This window comes from Rhizobium sp. SEMIA4064, assembly GCF_003025035.1.
In the GTDB taxonomy this organism is placed as follows: Bacteria; Pseudomonadota; Alphaproteobacteria; order Rhizobiales; family Rhizobiaceae; genus Rhizobium; species Rhizobium paranaense.
In genome coordinates, this window is record NZ_PYJN01000013.1 from 39858 (window position 1) to 58171 (window position 18314).

Consider the following 18314-nt stretch of genomic DNA (forward strand, 5'->3'; position numbering starts at 1 on the left):
GCAGAGGCCAGGCGTTGATTGCGCCTGGCCTCCTGATGTGAGAGGTGAACCTTTAAAGATGGCTGCCTGAAAGCCGCTTGCGGTGCAGTTCTTCCGCATTCGGCAGCGCGTCCTTCGGCAGGCCGAAGACCTGGCCGGGCAGGATGCGGTCCGGATTGTTGATCTTGTCCTCATTGGCGAGATAGATCGTCGTGTAGCGCACGCCAGCGCCATAGGTGCGGCGGGAGATCTGCCAGAGCGTATCGCCGCGGCGAATGATGACCGCATTTGTATCTTGCGAAAGCGGTGCCTGCTGCAGAGTCTTGGGGCCGCTACCGCTGGAGGAGGCTTCGGCGCTCGCCGGTGCCGGGGTGGCATTCTGGGGCTTGGTGACGGCGGCGATCATCTGTTCGAGATTAGGCAGTCCATCACCGACCGACTTCGAATCCTTCGGCAGAGCCTGCAGCGCTGCCAGCGCCCGGCCAGCCGCACTTGCCGCGTCGGCTGCAGCCTGTTTCAGCGCCGGGCTGGCATCGATCGCCGGACGGAATTCCGAAAGTGATTTCAGAGCAATTTCAGTCCCCGAGCGGGCGGCGGCGAGTTGTTCTGCACTCGGCTGCTTGCCATTGGCAAAAAGGTCCTTCAGCAGGGCGAAAGCCTTGGCTGTGTTCTCCCGCAGCTTGCCAAGCTCACCTTCATCGAGCGGAACCATGGTGGGGGCCGAGGCGTTGCCGCTGCCGCCGGCAGCCGCCGGGGTTTGCGCCGCGACCGTCACCTGATTGCCTTCTGGGCGGGTGAAATTGACGCTGGTGCGCACTGTGACCTTGCCGGCGCCGTCGAGGACGTCAACGCGGATCTTGTGGTCGCCGACCGTCAGCGGCATCGTGCCGTCGACGACGAAATGGCCGTCGGCTCCCGCTACGATCTCGCCGATCAGCTTGTCGTCGGCATAGGCGCGAACCTTGACATTCGGCTTTGTCGTGCCGGCAACGAAGATATGATTGTTTTCGATTTCGACTGCATTGACCATGACTTCGGGCTGGCTACCCGTCGTCGTTGCAGGCGCGGTCCCAGCGTCGCTAGCCGTATTGGCGGAGGCGACGGCAGTGTTGTCCTGCGGTTTGGCGCCGGTGCCATCGGTGGCGGTCGCGCCGCCTGTGCCGTTTGCGGGCGTATTGGCCGCTGGTGTCTGCTCATCCGACGCGACGCGCCCTTGTTTGGCCGACGGCGCGGTGATGATGCGGCTTGCCGTGCCAGGCTTGGAAACCATGGCGAGAAGCTGGCTCTTGTCGTCCTTCGGGACCGAGACGGTAGCAACTTCCTCCGAAGTGACGGCCTTGCCGTCCTTGCCGGTTGCGCGCAGCACCAGTTCGTGATCGCCTGGCGGAAGCGGATTGTCGAGCACGGCGGCGAAGTCGCCGCTTGGGCCGACTTCGGTTGTCGTCACCACCTTGTCGCCGTCGACGATCTCCAGCTTGGAATTGGGCTCCGCCGAACCTGCAATAACGGTGGAGCCATCCGGCTCGACACGCAGCACGTCGAAGGAGGGAGTGACCGGTCCCGCGGCTTGCGTCTGCGGAGCACTCTGGCCGGTCAGCGCTGCCCGCGCCTTGTCGATTGCCGCGGTGGCATCGGCAATGTTCTCCGGAAGCGATTGGATGATGGCCAGTGCCTTGCCGGCGCCGTCATGTGCCTTGTCGACCACGGCGGTCGTTGCAGCATCCGTGCCTTGGGGAGCGGCAAAACCAACGATCGCCTGCAGCGCAGTGATCACCTTCGTCTTGGCCGAGGTGAAGACATCCTCCGTCGGCCCCTTGCCGTCCTTGAAGAGCGCCTTGAGATCGGAAAGAGAGGCGACGGCCGTGGTGCCGAGATCGGTAAGCTTCTTCGTGACATCGGCAGCGTTGGTTGCTGTCGCCGCGGCACCCTGCGTTGCTTCACCGGCCTTTTTCGCGGCGTCATCAGCCTTTTGGCCATTCTCAGTGATGGTGTTCTTCACCGCGTCGCTCGCCTGATTGATGGCATCACCGATCGACTTCTTATCGCCGTTGATGCGCGGCATCACAAAGAAGACCATCAGGATAGTCGCAACTACCAGTACCAACAGAGCCAGCAAGCCGGCACGGTTCTTCATCATCATTTATCTCCAAGCGGCGGAGTCATCTCCACTCTTGAAATTGCTAACGATTTCGCCTGCTTTTACAAGCTTTCTCAGTCATTTCAGCGTGCTCTGGCACAAGTTTTCTTTTGAAAATTCTTGACTGAGCACTTGCAGCATAGTTGTTTGCATTCATGACTGACGATTCTGTGCCAATTCGATCCATCTGCGTCTATTGCGGCTCCAGGCCGGGTCGCGATCCTTCTCACATGGCTGCGGGCCGTGAGCTGGGCAAGAACATCGCCGAGAGCGGGTTGCGCCTGGTCTATGGCGGCGGCACGAAAGGCATCATGGGCGCTGTCGCGAGCGGCGTCCTGTCGCATGGTGGTCAGGTCACCGGCATCATTCCGGAGTTCCTCGTTGACATGGAAGCGACGCGCCATTCGCTCGGCCAATTGGACGAGCTAATCATAACTCCGGACATGCATACGCGCAAACACACCATGTTCGAGCGCGCCGACGCTTTCGTGGCGCTGCCGGGCGGCATCGGTACGCTGGAAGAAATCGTCGAGATCATGACCTGGGGCCAGCTCGGCCGCCACGAAAAGCCGATGGTCTTCGCCAATATCAACGGTTTCTGGAATCCGATGATGGAGCTAATTCGTCATATGACGGAGGAAGGCTTCGTCCACACCGCCCATCGCGTGCAGCCGCTGGTCATCGACCAGGTCGCCGACATCATCCCGGCGATCCGCAAGCATGCCGCCGAAACCGTGGGATCACGCGGCGGCGAAGAGGCCGTCATCGCAAAGCTCTGACTAGAGATTTGCTAACCGTGTCTTGTGGTTAGCGCGCCCGGCTCTGACGCAGCATCGACCAGCTATAAAGCGCCAGCCCCGCCCAGATCAGGGAGAAGGCAATCATCTGCGTCGTGCCGAAAGGCTCCCTGAACAGGAAGACGGCGATGAGGAAAACCATGGTCGGCACGATATACTGCATGATGCCGATGGTGGAGAGCCTGAGAAGCTTCGCTCCATTGGCGAAGATCATCAGCGGCAGGGCGGTTACGAAACCGCAACCGAGCAGCAGCGCCATATCCGAGACGCCGGTGCGATAGAGATGGCCTTCGCCGCGCGTCTCCAGATAGATGATGTAAAGCAGCGCGGGGATGCAGAGCAGCAGTACCTCGAGGAAGAAGCCCTGATTCGGCCCGACCGGTAGCGTCTTGCGGAAAAAGCCGTAGAAACCCCAGGAGAACGTCAGCGACAGCGCCACCCAGGGCAGGGTGCCGGCTTCGACGGTCAGGATGACGACCGCTGCGCCCGCAAGGCCGATCGCGACGATCTGCACCGGCGCAAGCCTCTCCTTCAGCAGCAAAGCGCCGAGCGCGATGCTGAATAGTGGATTGATGAAGTAGCCGAGGGCCGCATCGAGCGAATGTCCTGCGCCGATCGCCCAGACATAAGTGCCCCAATTGATGGTAATCAGCATCGCCGTCACCGACGCCATGGCGAGCGTGCGCGGGTTGCCGAGCGCTGCCTTCACGTCGCCCATGCGGCCGAGTGCCAGCAGCACGGCGCCGGCGACCGGAACCGACCACAGGATGCGGTGGGCAATGACCTCCATGGCCGGGATATGCGCCATGGCCTTCATGTAGAGCGGCAGGACGCCCCAGAGCAGATAGGCCGTCAGCACGAAACCGAATCCGCGTGCGCTGTCCTCGTTCTTGATCTCAGGTGCGACCGTATCGGTAGCCATTGGTATTTCCCGCCGTTCTATTTTCTTTTACGACGGGCTTACTCCAATGCGGGTTGTGGTGCCAATTCATTTCCTTGACGGCATCGTCAAGGTTTTTGATGGGCGGCGGATCACTCCGCCGCGATCTTGCCGGCCATGTGCCGGTTCTTCATCAGCTTGTAGATGACGGAATCCATCAACGCCTGGAAGGAGGCGTCGATGATGTTTTCCGAAACGCCGACCGTCCACCAGCGTACCCCGCTGCTGTCGGTGGATTCGATCAGAACGCGGGTTATGGCTTCCGTGCCGCCATTGAGGATACGCACCTTGAAGTCGGCGAGCACAAGGTCGTCGATTTCATGCTGGTATTTGCCGAAGTCCTTGCGCAGGGCTAGGTCGAGCGCGTTGACCGGGCCATCGCCTTCGGCGACGGACATGATGGTCTGGCCGTCGATGATGAGCTTGACCACCGCTTCCGAGACGATCTTCACCCGGCCGTGGGAGTCGAAGCGACGCTCGACCATGACGCGGAAGCCGTCGATCGCGAAGAATTCTGGGATTGTGCCGAGGGTGCGGCGGGCCAGGAGCTCGAAGCTGGCATCGGCGCCTTCGTAAGCGTAACCGGATGCTTCGCGCTCCTTGACGATCTGGATCAGCCGATCGAGCTTCGGATCGTCCTTGCCGACCTCGATGCCGCGTCGCTTGAGCGCATTGATGAAATTCGACTTGCCGCCTTGGTCTGACACCATGACCTTGCGGAAATTGCCGACGCTTTCCGGCGGCACATGCTCGTAGGTGCGCGGGTCCTTCAGCAATGCCGAGGCATGGATACCGGCCTTTGTCGCAAAGGCCGAGGCACCGACATAGGGAGCCTGATGGTCCGGCGAGCGGTTCAGCAGCTCGTCGAAGGCGTGCGACAGGCTGGTCAGGCCAAGTAGCCGTTCGCCATCGATCGCCGTTTCGAAGCGCTCGCCATAGGCCCTTTTCAGCGCCAACGTCGGGATCAGCGTGATCAGATTGGCATTGCCGCAGCGCTCGCCGACGCCGTTCAGCGTGCCCTGGATCTGCCGCACGCCGGCCTCGACGGCGGCGAGTGAATTGGCCACCGCCTGACCGGTGTCGTTGTGGGCATGGATGCCAAGACAGTCGCCGGGTACGCCCTCGGCGATCACGGCTTCGACGATGGCGCGCACTTCCGGCGGCTGCGTGCCGCCATTGGTGTCGCAGAGCACGACCCAGCGCGCACCGGCCTCATAGGCCGTCTTGGCACAGGCCAGCGCATAGCTCGGATTGGCCTTGTAGCCGTCGAAGAAATGCTCGCAGTCGACCAGCGCTTCCTTGCCGGCTGCGATCGCGGCTTTGACGCTTTCGGCGATGCATTCGAGATTTTCCTCGTTGGTGCAGCCGAGAGCGACCTTGACGTGATAATCCCAACTCTTGGCGACGAAACAGATGGCGTCGGCCTTTGCCTGCAGAAGGCTGGCAAGACCGGGATCGTTGGAGGCTGAAACGCCGGCGCGCTTGGTCATGCCGAAGGCGACGAAGGAGGCGGTCTGCGTCCGCTTTTCATTGAAGAAAGCGGTATCGGTCGGATTGGCGCCGGGATAACCGCCTTCGACATAGTCGAGGCCGAATTCGTCCAGCATGGTGGCGATGGAAATCTTGTCCTCGACCGAAAAGTCGATGCCGGGCGTCTGCTGCCCATCGCGCAAGGTCGTGTCGAAGAGATAGATTTTTTCGCGTGTCATTCTGTTTCCTCCGGCGAGCCGGTTTCTTCTTGCTCAGTCGCTCCCTCTCCGCGTTAACAAGGAGAGGGCTTGGGTGAGGGGCCTGCCGGGATCAAATTTTCCCGGCAAACTTATCCGTCGCGCGGATCAACTGGTCCAGTATCCCCGGTTCGGAAAAGGCGTGGCCGGCCCCTTCGATCAGGTGGAACTCCGCTTTCGGCCAAGCCTTGTGCAGAGCCCAGGCGTATTTCGCCGGGCAGGGCATGTCGTAGCGGCCGTGGACGATGACGCCAGGGATGTCCTTCAGCTTGTGGGCATCTCCGAGGAGCTGGCCTTCCTCCATCCAGCCGGCATTGACGAAGAAGTGGTTTTCGATGCGCGCAAAGGCATGCGCATATTCCGCGTCTTCGAACGGCCCACTGGTCGCCGGGTCCGGCAACAGGGTAATCGTCTCGCCCTCCCAGATTGCCCAGGCCTTTGCGGCCTCGAGGCGCACGGCCTTGTCCTCGTGTGTCAGCCGGCGGTGATAGGCAAACATCATTTCGTGACGCTCTTCCGGCGGGATCTGCGCGATGAAGCGCTCCCATTTGTCCGGGAACATTTCCGAGACACCGAACTGATAATACCAGTCAAGCTCGGCCTTGGTCAGCGTGTAGATGCCGCGCACAACCAGTTCGGAAACCCGCTCCGGATGCTTTCCGGAATAGGCAAGCGCCAGCGTCGACCCCCAGGAGCCGCCGAATACCAGCCACTTGTCCACGCCGGCCATCTCGCGCAGCCGCTCGATGTCGGCGACCAGATGCCAGGTGGTGTTGGCTTCGAGGCCGGCATGCGGCGTCGACTTGCCGCAGCCGCGTTGATCCAACAGGGTTATGTCGTAAAGCGCCGGATCGAACAGGCGGCGATGCGTCGGCGAGATGCCGCCGCCTGGGCCACCATGCAGGAAAACGGCAGGCTTCGCCCCGGGCGTGCCAACGCGTTCCCAATAGACGACATGGCCGTCACCGACATCGAGATGACCGGAGGCATAGGGTTGGATTTCCGGATAAAGCGTACGCAATATTTCCGTCATATTTTCAGCCCCTCGGCAGGCCAGACGTCCGTATCGTGATCGGGATGCTGGAAGGAGATGATCTGCTCCTGCCGTGCATAGAAATCCGGATCCTGATGGACCGGCTGCTCGAATATGGTGTCGACCCAAGGCAGGCGCGAGGCGTAATTGACCTGGATCTGCGGCGCCAAATCGTCGCGCTCGTCGAAGGCGCCGATGGCGATCTCCAGTCCGCCGGGATGGCGGTAGGTCAGCGGCGTGCCGCAATTCTTGCAGAAGCCGCGATCGATGTTGACGGAAGACTGGAAATAGGTCGGCTCCCCCCGCGTCCATTCCAGGCCGTCATCCGGCGCCGTGACCAGGGCTGAGAAGAAGTTGCCGAACTGCTTCTGGCACATACGGCAATGGCAGATCGATGGGCGGCCGAGCTGACCGCGAATGCGGAACCGCACCGCGCCGCATTGGCATCCTCCGCTTCGGATGGCTTCAGTCATGGCTCTTCTCCTGTGGCCAGGTTTGGGTATCGTGATCGGGATGCTGATGGTTGGATGACCGGATCGTCAAGGCACGGTCGGAACCATCACTATCTGGTTCCATCGGCAGCCCATCGAGCGTATGGAACCATGACATTTTTCCCGCGGGGTTCGATTGGGCAACAGGCTGCACCGCCATCGGTTTGTCGAGGGAGCCGAGCGTCAGATTAATGAAATCCGTGCCCGGAATGTCGTAGAATAACGGCGTACCGCAAGCGTTGCAAAAGCCGCGGCGCACGAGGTCGGACGAGTGAAACCACGAGGGTTCGCCGCGCGTCAGCTCGAAATCAGCGCGTTGGACGCTGCCGAGCGGCAGGGCGTAATTGCCCGAAGCCTTCTGGCACATGCGGCAATGGCAGAGATGAGGGTAGCCGATTGGACCGGCCGCGCGGTAACGGACCGCGCCGCACTGGCATCCGCCGCTATATCCCTCCGCGATTGTCATTTGCCTGTTTCCGGTGGCCATATTGCCGTCTCGTGATCCGGATGCTGGTGGGACACGATCTCCAGCACGAAGGGCGCCTGTTCCGCATCCTCTTCCGTCCGATGCCCTGGCAGCAGATGCAGCCTGTCGACGAAATCTATCTTGCCTTCCATGCCGAACTGCACCACCGGCGGCAACAGCGACGGATCATCGAAAGCACCCGCCGCGACCGCCACGCCATCGGGCGCCTCATAGGTCAACGGCGTACCGCAATCGCCACAAAAGCCGCGCTCGACGAAATTCGACGACCGGAATTTCTTGCGCTCTCCCCGCGTCCAGACAAGCTCAGCGCCGCGGGTCGAAACCAGCGGCGCATAATAGGCACCGAAGGCCTTCTGGCACATGCGGCAATGACAGATCGATGCGTCTTTGAGCTCGCCCCGCACCCGGAAACGAACCGCACCGCATTGACAGCCACCGGTGTAGGTTTCACTCACCGCTTGACCTCCCACGTCGTTGTCCGCTCACCGGTCGCCGGGTCCTTGCCGTCCTTCAACTGAATGCCCTCAGCCAAAAGCACCTCGCGGATTTTGTCTGCTTCGGCAAAGTTCTTCGCCTTCAGCAATTCCAGCCGCGCCTGAACGCGCCTGTTGATTTCCGCGACGACTGCGTCATCCACCTCCACTTTCTCGGGCAACAGGCCGAGAAGTGCTGCGCTTGCGGCGAAAGTGGGCAGGACGCTGGGATCGGCATTGGCGGCCTGCGCCAGGGCATGCAGTGCCTGGATGGCGGCGACGGTGTTGAGATCGTCGGCGAGTGCCGCCACGATGGCGGCATCCGGCGTTGCATCGCCGATGTCAGCCGCCGGCCATTTGGCCAGAAGCCGCTCAGCCTCTTCCAGACGCTTCACGGAAAAGTCGATCGGCTCGCGGTAATGCGTCATCAGCATGGCAAGCCGCAATACCGCGCCCGGCCAGACGCGGCCGCCGAGTTTTTCGGTGTGCAGCAGCTCGTAGATGGTGACGAAATTGCCTTCCGACTTCGACATCTTGCGGCCTTCGACCTGCAGGAAGCCGTTATGCATCCAGATATTCGCCATGACATCCGTGCCATGGGCGCAACGCGATTGGGCGATCTCGTTTTCATGGTGCGGAAAGATCAGGTCCAAACCGCCGCCATGAATGTCGAAGACATCGCCGAGATAGCGCCCGCTCATGGCGGAGCATTCGATATGCCAGCCCGGACGGCCACGACCCCAGGGGCTCTCCCAGCCAGGCTCGTTCTCGTCAGACAGCTTCCAGAGCACGAAGTCGCCCGGGCTCTTCTTGTGTTCTTCGACGGCGACGCGGGCGCCGGCTTGCTGCTCATCGAGGTTGCGCTTGGAGAGCTGGCCGTAATCCACCATGGATTTGGTATCGAACAGCACTTCTCCAGCCGCCTGATAGGCATGGCCCTTGGCGATCAGCTTTTCGATGATCTCGATCATCTGCGCGATGTTTTCCGTCGCCCGCGGCTGCACTGTCGGCTCAAGGGAGCCGAGCGCGATCGCGTCTTGGCGATATTGCGTTTCGGTCTTCTCGGTGACCAGGCGGATCGCTTCGTTGAGCGGCAAACCGGGATGATCACGCAAGGCCCGCGCGTTGATCTTGTCGTCAACGTCGGTGATGTTGCGCACGTAGGTGACGTGGCTTTCGCCATAGATCTGCCGCAGCAGCCGGAAGAGCACGTCGAAGACGATGGCCGGGCGGGCATTGCCGATATGGGCGAAATCATAGACCGTCGGGCCGCAGACATACAGGCGGACGTTCTCGCGGTCGATCGGCTTGAAGTCGACCTTTTCGCGCGTCAGCGTGTTGTAAAATTTCAGGTGCGGCTCGGTGCCCATTTCACTCTCCCAAAGGCATAAATCCGAAAAAATATCGTCACCGGCAGGCCGGACGTTTGTCATCTTGGATTTTGGGAGACGAAAACGGCCAGGCCAGCGGAACGCTAGCGAATAATCTTCCGGCAGATAATGCAGATAACCGTTTTCATGGCGGGCTTTATCGCGCGACTACGGTGATTGGTCAAGGGGGGAGTGTCCCCTTCTCCCCGTCGGGGAGAAGGTGCCTGAAGGGCGGATGAGGGGGCTGTCGAGCGCGGCGAGACAGGGCGTTGAGCGGCAAGCGAAAGGCAATCCCCTTACGGGTGCAACGCCCCCTCGACCCGCACTGCACGCATCCTTCTCCCCCCGGGAGAAGGTAATGTTATTCCGGCATCCGGTAGTCGACGAGCTTGTTCTCGCTAATGACAAAGAGTTTGCCGGTTTCAGTGACATCGGGACCGGCGAGCGGCAGGATGGCTTGTGCTACATCACTGGGATGCGGCAGCGTGTCCGGATCTTCGCCGGGCATTGCCTGGGCGCGCATTGCGGTGCGAGTGGCGCCTGGGTCGACGCTGGTGATCCGCAGCGCCGTGCTCTGGGTTTCACCGGCCCAAGTGCGGGCAAGCGCCTCGACGGCCGCCTTGGATGCCGAATAGGGACCCCAGAACGGCCGGCAGCGATGGGCTGCGGCCGATGACAGGATGATGGCGCGGCCTGCGTCAGCGCGCATCAGCAGCGGCTCGACCGAACGGATCAGCCGCCAGGTGGCGGTGACGTTGATGGTCATCACCTTTTCGAAGACCTTGGCTTCGACATGGCCGATCGGCGAGATGACGCCGAGGACGCCGGCATTGGCGACGAGGATATCGAGCTTGCCCCAGCGCTCGAAGATAGACCCGCCAAGTGCATCGATCGCGGCCATATCGGCAAGATCGAAGGGCACCAGCGTTGCCGATCCGCCGACAGCCTTGATGGCGTCGTCGAGCTCTTCAAGGCCACCCACCGTGCGGGCGCAGGCAATCACATGCGCGCCTGCCTTGGCGAGCTCCAGCGCGGTGAAATAACCAATACCGCGCGACGCGCCGGTAACCAGGGCGATTTTGTTCGTGAGGTCTATGCTCATGCTGTCTTGGTCCGAATGCGCTGGAAAAGGTGAGCGGCGAAAAGCCCCGTGTCAGCCGTTGCTGGCGAGCACGGAAAGCTTGCGCACATTGCTGGTGCTTTCCTTGTCGAGCAGGCGCGTCGGATAATCGCCGGTGAAATAGTGGTCGGTGAACTGCGGCTGCGCATTGTCCCGGCTCTCGCCGCCGACAGCCTGGTAAAGACCGTCGATCGACAGGAATTCGAGCGAATCCGCGCCGATGTAATCGCACATGGCTTTCAGGCTGTTGTACTGATTGGCGAGTAGCTTGTCGGCATCCGGCGTATCGATGCCGTAGAAGTCCGGATGATAGATCATTGGGCTGGCGACACGGATGTGCACTTCGCTGGCGCCGGCCTCGCGGATCATCTGCACGATCTTCACCGACGTGGTGCCGCGTACGATGGAATCGTCGACAAGGACAACGCGCTTGCCGGCAATGATGGCGCGGTTGGCGGAGTGCTTCAGCTTCACGCCGAAAGCGCGGATCTGCTGTGTCGGCTCGATGAAGGTGCGGCCGACATAGTGGTTTCGGATGATGCCGAGCTCGAAGGGAATGCCGCTTGCCTGGGCATAGCCGATGGCCGCCGGCGTGCCGCCATCCGGCACCGGTACGACGACGTCAGCCGCGACAGGCGCTTCCTTGGCAAGGTTGATGCCCATGTTCTTGCGGGCGACATAGACGTTGCGGCCGCCGACGACGGAATCGGGGCGGGCGAAATAGACATATTCGAACAGGCAGAGACGCTCGGGGCGGGAAACCTCGGGCTTGCGGGCATCGATGGTGATCGAGCCGTCGGGCTGGATCTCGCAGATGACGACTTCGCCGTTTTCAACGTCGCGGACGTATTTCGCACCAATGATGTCGAGAGCACAGGTCTCCGAGCAGAAAATCGGCTTGCCGTCGAGTTCGCCCATCACCAGCGGCCGGATGCCGATCGGATCGCGGGCTGCGATCAGCTTGGTGCGCGTCATGGCCAGCATCGAATAGCCGCCTTCCATCTGGCGGATCGCGTCGATGAAGCGGTCGGAGGAAGAGGGATGCTTGGAGCGGGCGATGAGATGGAGAACGACTTCCGTGTCCGACGTCGACTGACAGATGGCGCCGTCGGCGATCAATTGCCGGCGCATGGTCAGGCCGTTGGTGAAATTGCCGTTGTGGGCGATGGCGATGCCACCAACTTCCAGCTCGGCAAACAGCGGCTGGACGTTACGCAGGATCGTCTCGCCCGTGGTCGAATAACGTACATGGCCGATCGAACGGTCGCCGGGCAGCCGGGCCAGGGTGGCAGGGTCGGTATAGTGATCGCCGACAAGGCCCATGCGGCGCTCCGAATGAAAGCGCTGGCCATCGAAGGAGACGATGCCGGCCGCTTCCTGACCGCGATGCTGCAAAGCGTGCAGGCCGAGCGCCGTCAGCGTTGCCGCGTCGGGGTGGCCGAGAATGCCGAATACACCGCATTCCTCATGCAGCGTGTCGCCGTCGATATCATTCTCGATGGAAGGGGAATGGTTCATGGCTGCAGGCCTTTGCTCTCAACATGGGACCGGTCAGGCGGCATCGCGACTGAATGCAAAAATAACTGAAAATCCGGCCGGAAAGAATATCGGGCCGGATCTTCGGATTTCGTGCCGTTCACATGGCGATTATCGCCCCGCGGGTCAAGCCTGTAAACGCACTGTTAATTGTTCGTCTGCGGCGCGGGCGCGTCATCGGACGGTGCCGCGTCGTTCGTCGTGCCATCCTGCGGCTGCGATTGCTGCTGCTGGTTCGGCGCGATCTTGTTGATGATCTCGGCCGGAAGCATCGCCTGAATGTTTTCCGGAAGCGCGGATTTGAGCTTTTCGACCATCGAATCGAGGAAAGGCTTGGACTTGGCGTTGTTGACCCAATCCGGGCGAGCGGCCGGCGCGACCAGCCAGTTCCAGAAGGCAACGACGACGACCATCAGCAGCAAGCCGCGGGCGGCCCCGAAGAGAAAGCCGAGCGTACGATCGAGCGCGCCGATGCGGCTGTCGATGATGAAATCCGCGATCCTGATCGTAATGAAGGAAATGATGATCAGCGCGATCAGGAAGATGACAGCGGCCGACGCGATCGTCGCGATGCGAACGTCCGCTGTGTAGTGCATCGCATAAGGCACGAGCAGCGAATAAAGATAGTAGGCAGCGACGGCCGAGCCGCCCCAACTGACGATCGAGAGAATTTCGCGGGAAAAGCCGCGGACCATGGCCAGAACGGCGGAGAACAAAATAACGCCGATAACAATACCGTCGAAAATCGTAATGGGCATGTATAATCCACTCCAAGACTTGCCATGCCAAGCATGGCTGCCATCGGCCTCAAATATGCGCCTTTCGCCCCGTCAAGAACGGTTCAAGTAAGGCTCAGTCTTCGTCTTCCGCGCGCTTGAGCGCGCCCTTCGATCCGGCTATGCGCGCCACCAGATCCGGCAGGCCATCGATCTCGCTCCAGCGTCCGCCATTGCCTTTCGGCAGGTCGGAGGAGGCGGTGGGGAGAAGCGCTGCAGAAAATCCCAGCTTCTCGGCTTCCTTGAGGCGCTGAGCGGTGTGCGCAACCGGCCGGACGGCGCCCGACAGGCTGACTTCGCCGAAATAGACGCAATCTGCGGGAAGGGCAAGACCGGCCAGGGATGAAACCAGTGCAGAGGCGACCGCGAGGTCCGCAGCCGGCTCAGAAATACGATAGCCGCCGGCAATATTGAGGTAAACATCGTGCTGGCCGAGCCGAACGCCGCAATGCGCTTCGAGAACCGCGAGAATCATCGATAGCCTCGCCGAATCCCAGCCGACGACAGCACGGCGCGGCGTGCCGAGCGATGTCGGAGCAACCAGCGCCTGCACCTCGACCAGCACCGGCCGGGTGCCCTCCATGCCGGCAAAGACGGCCGCGCCTGGCGATTTGGAATTGCGCTCGCCGAGGAAAAGTTCGGATGGATTGGCCACTTCCCGCAGGCCTTTGTCGGACATTTCGAAGACGCCGATTTCGTCGGTCGGGCCGAAGCGATTCTTCACCGTGCGCAGGATGCGGTAATGATGGCCGCGATCGCCTTCGAAATAGAGAACGGCGTCGACCATATGTTCGACGACGCGCGGACCGGCGATCTGGCCGTCCTTGGTGACGTGGCCGACCAATACCATCGCGGCGCCCGTCTGCTTGGCGAAGCGGATCATCGCCTGTACGCCGGTGCGCACCTGCGTCACCGTCCCGGGTGCCGATTCGGCAAGCTCGCTCCACAGCGTCTGGATGGAATCGATGATGACGAGGTCCGGCCGCTTGCCTTCGGCGAGCGTCGCCAGGATATCCTCGACATTGGTTTCGGCCGCGAGCAGCACATCCGTGTTGGCGGCGTTCAGCCGCTGGGCGCGAAGCCGAACCTGCGCCACCGCCTCTTCGCCGGAGACGTAGACGATCTTGTGCCCGCGTCGGGAAAGGGCGGCGGCTGCCTGCATCAATAGCGTCGACTTGCCGATGCCGGGATCGCCGCCGACCAGCACCGCCGAGCCCCGCACGAAGCCGCCGCCGGTCGCCCGATCGAGTTCGGAGATGCCGGTGTGGATGCGTGGCGCTTCCTCGATCTCGCCCGACAGCGCCGTCAGTGTCACCGGCCGGCCCTTCTTCGGCACCTTGGCGGGGCCGCCGCCGATGCCACCCATCGGGTCTTCTTCGACGATGGTGTTCCATGCACCGCAACCATCGCATTTGCCCGCCCAGCGGTTATGGACCGTGCCGCAGTTCTGGCAGACGAATTGTGTACGGGCTTTTGCCATCGGATGCTGTTCTCAATTTATAGAGCGGTTTAGCGTTTCAGGAATCGCTTTCCCCGCTCCATCTCTTTGTTTTTACGCATTCCGGACGGAAAACCGCTTCGCACTTTTCCTGGAATTGCTCTAGTGCCTCGCTGTTCGCCGCGAATCGCGGCTGGCTGTCAGATAATGTCTTTCCCAACAGATCAAAACTAATGATTTCCGTATCAGCGGCGATTGTGTCAGCCTTTATGCCGGGTTTTCGATCGATGGTGACGGATGTTCGACTATACGCTTGCGCATTGGATCGCGTTTCTTTCGGCCGCCGTCCTGCTCAATCTGTCGCCGGGGCCGGACATCGCCTTCATTCTCGGCCACACGATCAGAAGCGGCAGACGCTCCGGCTTTGCCGCATTGTTCGGCATATGGAGCGGCGCCTGCCTGCATGTGCTGATGGCCGCAGCCGGGCTATCGGCAATATTGGCGGCCTCGGCCATCGCGTTCTCGACGGTCAAATGGGCCGGCGCCGCCTATCTCATCTGGCTTGGAATACAGGCACTGCGCTCGAAGGGTGAAGGCGCCTGGATCACGGAAGCCGGCAAAGCATTGCCCTGGAGCCGCATCTACCGGCAAGGTATCCTGGTTTCGCTGCTCAACCCGAAAGTGGCCATCTTCTTTCTCGCGTTCCTGCCGCAATTCGTCGTTGAAGGGGCTGGCCCGGTCTGGGCGCAGCTCTTGCTCCACGGCAGCCTCATCATCGTGGTTGCCGCCTTCATCGAGCCACCGCTCATTCTTCTCGGAGGTCGCCTTGCCGAGGCGCTACGGCGCAACCGAAACGCGGGCCTGTGGCTGGACCGGGGGCTTGGAACATTGTTCGTAGCGCTGGGCGTCCGCTTGGCGGTCAGCGTGCGTTGAGCCGCTACTCGTCAGTCTCTTCAAAAACATACCGGCGCTCATGTCTCAGCCCCAGGCCGGTCAGCATCTCGTAGCCGATCGTCCCGGCGGCGCGGGCAGCGTCGTCAACGAGGATATTCTTGCCGAAGAGCTCGATATAGTCGCCGGCGCGGACCAGTTTTTCGGGGACGTCGGTCACGTCGAAGATCGTCAGGTCCATGGTGATGCGGCCGGCAACTGGCACCTTGTGCCCGGCGACGAAGCCCTGGCCGCCGGCAATGCCCGTCTGGCGCAGCGGCACGCCGCCGCTCGATTGGCTGCGCATATAGCCGTCGGCATAACCGGCCGAGACGACGGCGAGCCGACTGTCGCGGGTGAGCTCCAGCGCCCCGCCGTAACTGACCCTCTCGCCGGCCTTGACCGTGCGGGTCTGAATGATGCGGGCCTCGGCCGTTGCGACCGGCCGCATCGGGTTCGCCGTTCCGTTCACCGCCTGGCCGCCATAAAGGGCGATGCCTGGGCGAGTGAGATCGAAATGATATTCGGGGCCGAGGAAGATGCCGGCCGAGTTGGCAAAGCTCGCCTCGATGCCTTCGAAGGCGGCGCTGACGTTGCGGAACGCCTCGAGCTGTTGCCTGTTCATCGCATTGGCGGGGTCGTCGCCGCAGGCAAGGTGGCTCATCACTAGGACGGGCGCAAAACTCGCGGGGCGCGAGACATCATTGGCGAGCGCAATGGCGTCCTCTGCCTGAAGTCCCAGCCGGTTGAAGCCGGTATCGACCTGCAGCGCGCAAGGGTAGTCGCCATAATCCGCTAGCACCGACATCCAGAAGGTCAATTGCTCTTCGGAAGCGATGACGGGCACAAGATCGTTTTCGAAAAACAGTCGCTCTGTCCCAGGCCAGATGCCGCAGAGTACGAAGATGCGGGCATCCGGGGCGTAGAGCCGAAGCGTCACGCCCTCTTCAGCGGTGGCGACGAAGAAATCGCGGGCGCCGGCGATATAAAGCGCCTCGCCGACATCTTCGATCCCCAGGCCGTAAGCGTCGGCTTTCACCGCGGCTCCGGTGCGGGCCCTGCCGGAGCGGCGGGCCATATCGAGCCAGTTCTCGACCACTGCTCCCAAATCGACCGTCAGCCGAAGGCCGGCAGAAGCGAAAGCGTCATTGTCTTCGAAACTATCTGTCATGGAACCGCCTGAACAAAAAATGGCCGGAGGGGATGCTGCTCCGGCCAGAATACTGATCATCGATGGAAAGAGAAAGTGCTGCACTGCACATATGCGCAGCAGATACCTCCATCAGTGCTCTTCATATTGCAGGAAGGACGAGTCGGCGAGATCGGCGAAGCGCGTGAATTCCGACTGGAAGGCGAGCTTCACCGTGCCTGTCGGTCCGTGACGCTGCTTGGCGATGATGACGTCGGCCGTGCCTTTCACCTTGTCGAACAGGGCTTCCCATTCCGCATATTTCGGATCGGCTGGATCGCGCGGTTCGGAGTTCTTGACGTAATATTCCTCACGGAACACGAAGAGCACCACGTCGGCGTCCTGCTCGATGGAGCCGGATTCACGCAGGTCCGAGAGCTGCGGCCGCTTGTCGTCGCGGCTTTCGACGGCACGCGAGAGCTGGGAGAGCGCGATGATCGGAACATTCAGCTCCTTGCCGAGCGCCTTCAGGCCGGTGGTGATCTGGGTGATTTCCTGGACGCGGTTCTCGTTCGATTTGCCGGAGCCGGTCATGAGCTGAACGTAGTCCACCACCAGAACGTCGAGGCCGCGCTGGCGCTTCAGGCGCCGCGCACGCGCGGAAAGCTGAGCAATGGAGATGCCGCCGGTCTGGTCGATATAGAGCGGCACCTTCTGCATCATCATCGAGCAGGCAACCAGCTTTTCGAAATCGGCATCGTTGATGTCGCCGCGGCGGATCTTCGATGAGGAGACTTCCGTCTGCTCGGAAATGATACGGGTGGCGAGCTGTTCGGACGACATTTCCAGCGAATAGAAGCCGACGACGCCGCCGTTCTTCGCCTTTGTGGAGCCGTCCGACTGCACTTCGCCTTCATAGGCGGCGGCGATATTATAGGCGATATTGGTGGCGAGCGAGGTCTTGCCCATGCCGGGACGGCCGGCGAGGATGATCAAGTCCGAGCGCTGCAGGCCGCCCATCTTGCTGTCGAGCGAGTGAATGCCGGTGGAAATGCCGGATAGACCGCCGTCGCGCTCCTTTGCGACGGCCGCCATGTCGATCGCCAGCGCCACGGCGTCGTTGAAGGCCTGGAAGCCGCCGTCGTAGCGGCCGTTTTCCGCAAGTTCGAACAGCCGGCGCTCCGTATCCTCGATCTGCGTCTGCGGCGGCATGTCGAGCGGTGCGTCAAAGGCGATGTTGACCATGTCCTCGCCGATGGTGATCAGCGCGCGGCGCAGCGCCAGATCGTAGATGGCGCGGCCGTAGTCTTCGGCGTTGATGATCGAAACGGCTTCGGTCGCGAGACGGGCGAGATATTGCGCCACCGTCATGTCGCCGACTTTCTCTTCGGCCGGCAGGAAAGTCTTGATCGTCACCGGATTGGCTGTCTTGCCCATGCGAATGATATCGCCCGCCACCTCGAAGATTTTCCGGTGCAGCGGCTCGTAGAGATGAATGGGTTTCAGAAAATCGGAGACACGGTAGTAGGCGTCATTGTTGACGAGGATAGCGCCGAGCAGGGCCTGTTCGGCCTCGATATTATTGGGCGCTTCGCGGTAGTGCGCGTCGGCGGGAGCAATGGCGGCGATCTTTCGCGCAGCTTCGTTCATTTTCCGTCTCTTCGTATTCTTGAGTGCCGATTGGTTTGCGACGATCCCGTGTCACGGTCAATTGCCGAAGGGTCGTGGCGTGCCGCAGGGCGCTGGTTCGTTCGAGCTATTCACGTTGTTCCACTCGTCCACAGGGACAAACGCTCCGAAGGAAAAAAAGCCTTTGTCGCCACTTTGCAACGCAATGTCCGACACGCGAATCACATACAAAAACCTCTATGGATGATTTTAGCCCGATCTGTCCCGGTTGAAACCCGGCGGGGCGGCAATCGCGCTTGAAAAGATGTGAGAACCCCGCTAT

16 protein-coding genes are annotated in these 18314 nt (G+C 61.4%); 2 read left to right on the forward strand and 14 right to left on the reverse strand.

The window, feature by feature from the left end; genetic code table 11:
- Positions 1-52 precede the first annotated feature (52 nt).
- A complete protein-coding gene (locus C9E91_RS06750; RefSeq protein ID WP_107107595.1) occupies positions 53-2116 on the reverse strand; it encodes a LysM peptidoglycan-binding domain-containing protein in 2064 nt (687 codons plus the stop codon).
- 155 nt (positions 2117-2271) lie between these two features.
- Here C9E91_RS06750 and C9E91_RS06755 point away from each other — a divergent pair, with 155 nt between their 5' ends.
- Positions 2272-2895 (forward strand): LOG family protein, encoded by a 624-nt coding sequence (locus C9E91_RS06755; RefSeq protein ID WP_107108105.1) that lies wholly within the window; start codon positions 2272-2274, stop codon positions 2893-2895.
- A 28-nt stretch (positions 2896-2923) separates the two neighbouring features.
- On the opposite strand, the gene rarD is transcribed toward C9E91_RS06755, so the two are convergent.
- The 11 genes from rarD to radA all read right to left on the reverse strand — a co-directional run bounded on the left by rarD (position 2924) and on the right by radA (position 14346).
- Positions 2924-3835: an EamA family transporter RarD gene (rarD, locus tag C9E91_RS06760; protein ID WP_107107596.1), complete on the reverse strand. Its 912-nt coding sequence runs from the start codon at positions 3833-3835 to the stop codon at positions 2924-2926.
- Between the two features lie 110 nt (positions 3836-3945).
- A complete protein-coding gene (cimA, locus tag C9E91_RS06765; RefSeq protein ID WP_107107597.1) occupies positions 3946-5562 on the reverse strand; it encodes a citramalate synthase in 1617 nt (538 codons plus the stop codon).
- 91 nt (positions 5563-5653) lie between these two features.
- Positions 5654-6613: a prolyl aminopeptidase gene (pip, locus tag C9E91_RS06770; protein ID WP_107107598.1), complete on the reverse strand. Its 960-nt coding sequence runs from the start codon at positions 6611-6613 to the stop codon at positions 5654-5656.
- The gene (locus tag C9E91_RS06775; protein WP_107107599.1) at positions 6610-7086 is read right to left on the reverse strand and encodes a GFA family protein; all 477 of its coding nucleotides are present in this window, start codon (positions 7084-7086) and stop codon (positions 6610-6612) included. Before C9E91_RS06775 ends, pip begins: the two co-directional genes overlap by 4 nt.
- Positions 7079-7570, reverse strand: a complete 492-nt coding sequence (locus C9E91_RS06780; RefSeq protein WP_107107600.1) for a GFA family protein — start codon at positions 7568-7570, stop codon at positions 7079-7081. Before C9E91_RS06780 ends, C9E91_RS06775 begins: the two co-directional genes overlap by 8 nt.
- Complete coding sequence (locus C9E91_RS06785; RefSeq protein ID WP_107107601.1) at positions 7567-8046, reverse strand: GFA family protein; 480 nt, start codon at positions 8044-8046, stop codon at positions 7567-7569. Before C9E91_RS06785 ends, C9E91_RS06780 begins: the two co-directional genes overlap by 4 nt.
- Positions 8043-9434, reverse strand: coding sequence for a cysteine--tRNA ligase (cysS, locus tag C9E91_RS06790; protein WP_107107602.1), 1392 nt, complete (start codon positions 9432-9434; stop codon positions 8043-8045). Before cysS ends, C9E91_RS06785 begins: the two co-directional genes overlap by 4 nt.
- Positions 9435-9795: 361 nt before the next feature.
- A complete protein-coding gene (locus C9E91_RS06795) occupies positions 9796-10536 on the reverse strand; it encodes an SDR family NAD(P)-dependent oxidoreductase (RefSeq protein WP_107107603.1) in 741 nt (246 codons plus the stop codon).
- Positions 10537-10587: 51 nt separating this feature from the next.
- A complete protein-coding gene (gene purF, locus C9E91_RS06800) occupies positions 10588-12072 on the reverse strand; it encodes an amidophosphoribosyltransferase (protein ID WP_107107604.1) in 1485 nt (494 codons plus the stop codon).
- Positions 12073-12236: 164 nt separating this feature from the next.
- Complete coding sequence (locus tag C9E91_RS06805) at positions 12237-12848, reverse strand: CvpA family protein (protein WP_107107605.1); 612 nt, start codon at positions 12846-12848, stop codon at positions 12237-12239.
- 94 nt (positions 12849-12942) lie between these two features.
- Complete coding sequence (radA, locus tag C9E91_RS06810; RefSeq protein WP_107107606.1) at positions 12943-14346, reverse strand: DNA repair protein RadA; 1404 nt, start codon at positions 14344-14346, stop codon at positions 12943-12945.
- Between the two features lie 255 nt (positions 14347-14601).
- Between radA and C9E91_RS06815 the strand changes: the two genes are divergently transcribed.
- Entirely contained in the window at positions 14602-15237 is a 636-nt protein-coding gene (locus C9E91_RS06815; RefSeq protein ID WP_107107607.1) for a LysE family translocator, read from the forward strand.
- 4 nt (positions 15238-15241) lie between these two features.
- On the opposite strand, the gene alr is transcribed toward C9E91_RS06815, so the two are convergent.
- Positions 15242-16405 carry an alanine racemase gene (gene alr / locus C9E91_RS06820; protein WP_107107608.1) on the reverse strand — a complete coding sequence of 388 codons (1164 nt, stop codon included), beginning with the start codon at positions 16403-16405 and terminating at the stop codon, positions 15242-15244.
- A 111-nt stretch (positions 16406-16516) separates the two neighbouring features.
- Complete coding sequence (locus tag C9E91_RS06825) at positions 16517-18013, reverse strand: replicative DNA helicase (RefSeq protein ID WP_028753385.1); 1497 nt, start codon at positions 18011-18013, stop codon at positions 16517-16519.
- Between the last annotated feature and the right edge of the window lie 301 nt (positions 18014-18314).

Bases quoted from the DNA above. Each gene is read 5' to 3' on its own strand.
- C9E91_RS06750 (WP_107107595.1), bottom strand. From the start codon at position 2,116: ATGATGAAGAACCGTGCCGGCTTGCTGGCTCTGTTGGTACTGGTAGTT.
- cimA (WP_107107597.1), bottom strand. From the start codon at position 5,562: ATGACACGCGAAAAAATCTATCTCTTCGACACGACCTTGCGCGATGGG.
- purF (WP_107107604.1), bottom strand. From the start codon at position 12,072: ATGAACCATTCCCCTTCCATCGAGAATGATATCGACGGCGACACGCTG.
- cysS (WP_107107602.1), bottom strand. From the start codon at position 9,434: ATGGGCACCGAGCCGCACCTGAAATTTTACAACACGCTGACGCGCGAA.
- C9E91_RS06755 (WP_107108105.1), top strand. From the start codon at position 2,272: ATGACTGACGATTCTGTGCCAATTCGATCCATCTGCGTCTATTGCGGC.
- pip (WP_107107598.1), bottom strand. From the start codon at position 6,613: ATGACGGAAATATTGCGTACGCTTTATCCGGAAATCCAACCCTATGCC.
- C9E91_RS06780 (WP_107107600.1), bottom strand. From the start codon at position 7,570: ATGACAATCGCGGAGGGATATAGCGGCGGATGCCAGTGCGGCGCGGTC.
- rarD (WP_107107596.1), bottom strand. From the start codon at position 3,835: ATGGCTACCGATACGGTCGCACCTGAGATCAAGAACGAGGACAGCGCA.
- C9E91_RS06805 (WP_107107605.1), bottom strand. From the start codon at position 12,848: ATGCCCATTACGATTTTCGACGGTATTGTTATCGGCGTTATTTTGTTC.
- radA (WP_107107606.1), bottom strand. From the start codon at position 14,346: ATGGCAAAAGCCCGTACACAATTCGTCTGCCAGAACTGCGGCACGGTC.
- C9E91_RS06795 (WP_107107603.1), bottom strand. From the start codon at position 10,536: ATGAGCATAGACCTCACGAACAAAATCGCCCTGGTTACCGGCGCGTCG.
- C9E91_RS06825 (WP_028753385.1), bottom strand. From the start codon at position 18,013: ATGAACGAAGCTGCGCGAAAGATCGCCGCCATTGCTCCCGCCGACGCG.
- C9E91_RS06775 (WP_107107599.1), bottom strand. From the start codon at position 7,086: ATGACTGAAGCCATCCGAAGCGGAGGATGCCAATGCGGCGCGGTGCGG.
- alr (WP_107107608.1), bottom strand. From the start codon at position 16,405: ATGACAGATAGTTTCGAAGACAATGACGCTTTCGCTTCTGCCGGCCTT.
- C9E91_RS06815 (WP_107107607.1), top strand. From the start codon at position 14,602: ATGTTCGACTATACGCTTGCGCATTGGATCGCGTTTCTTTCGGCCGCC.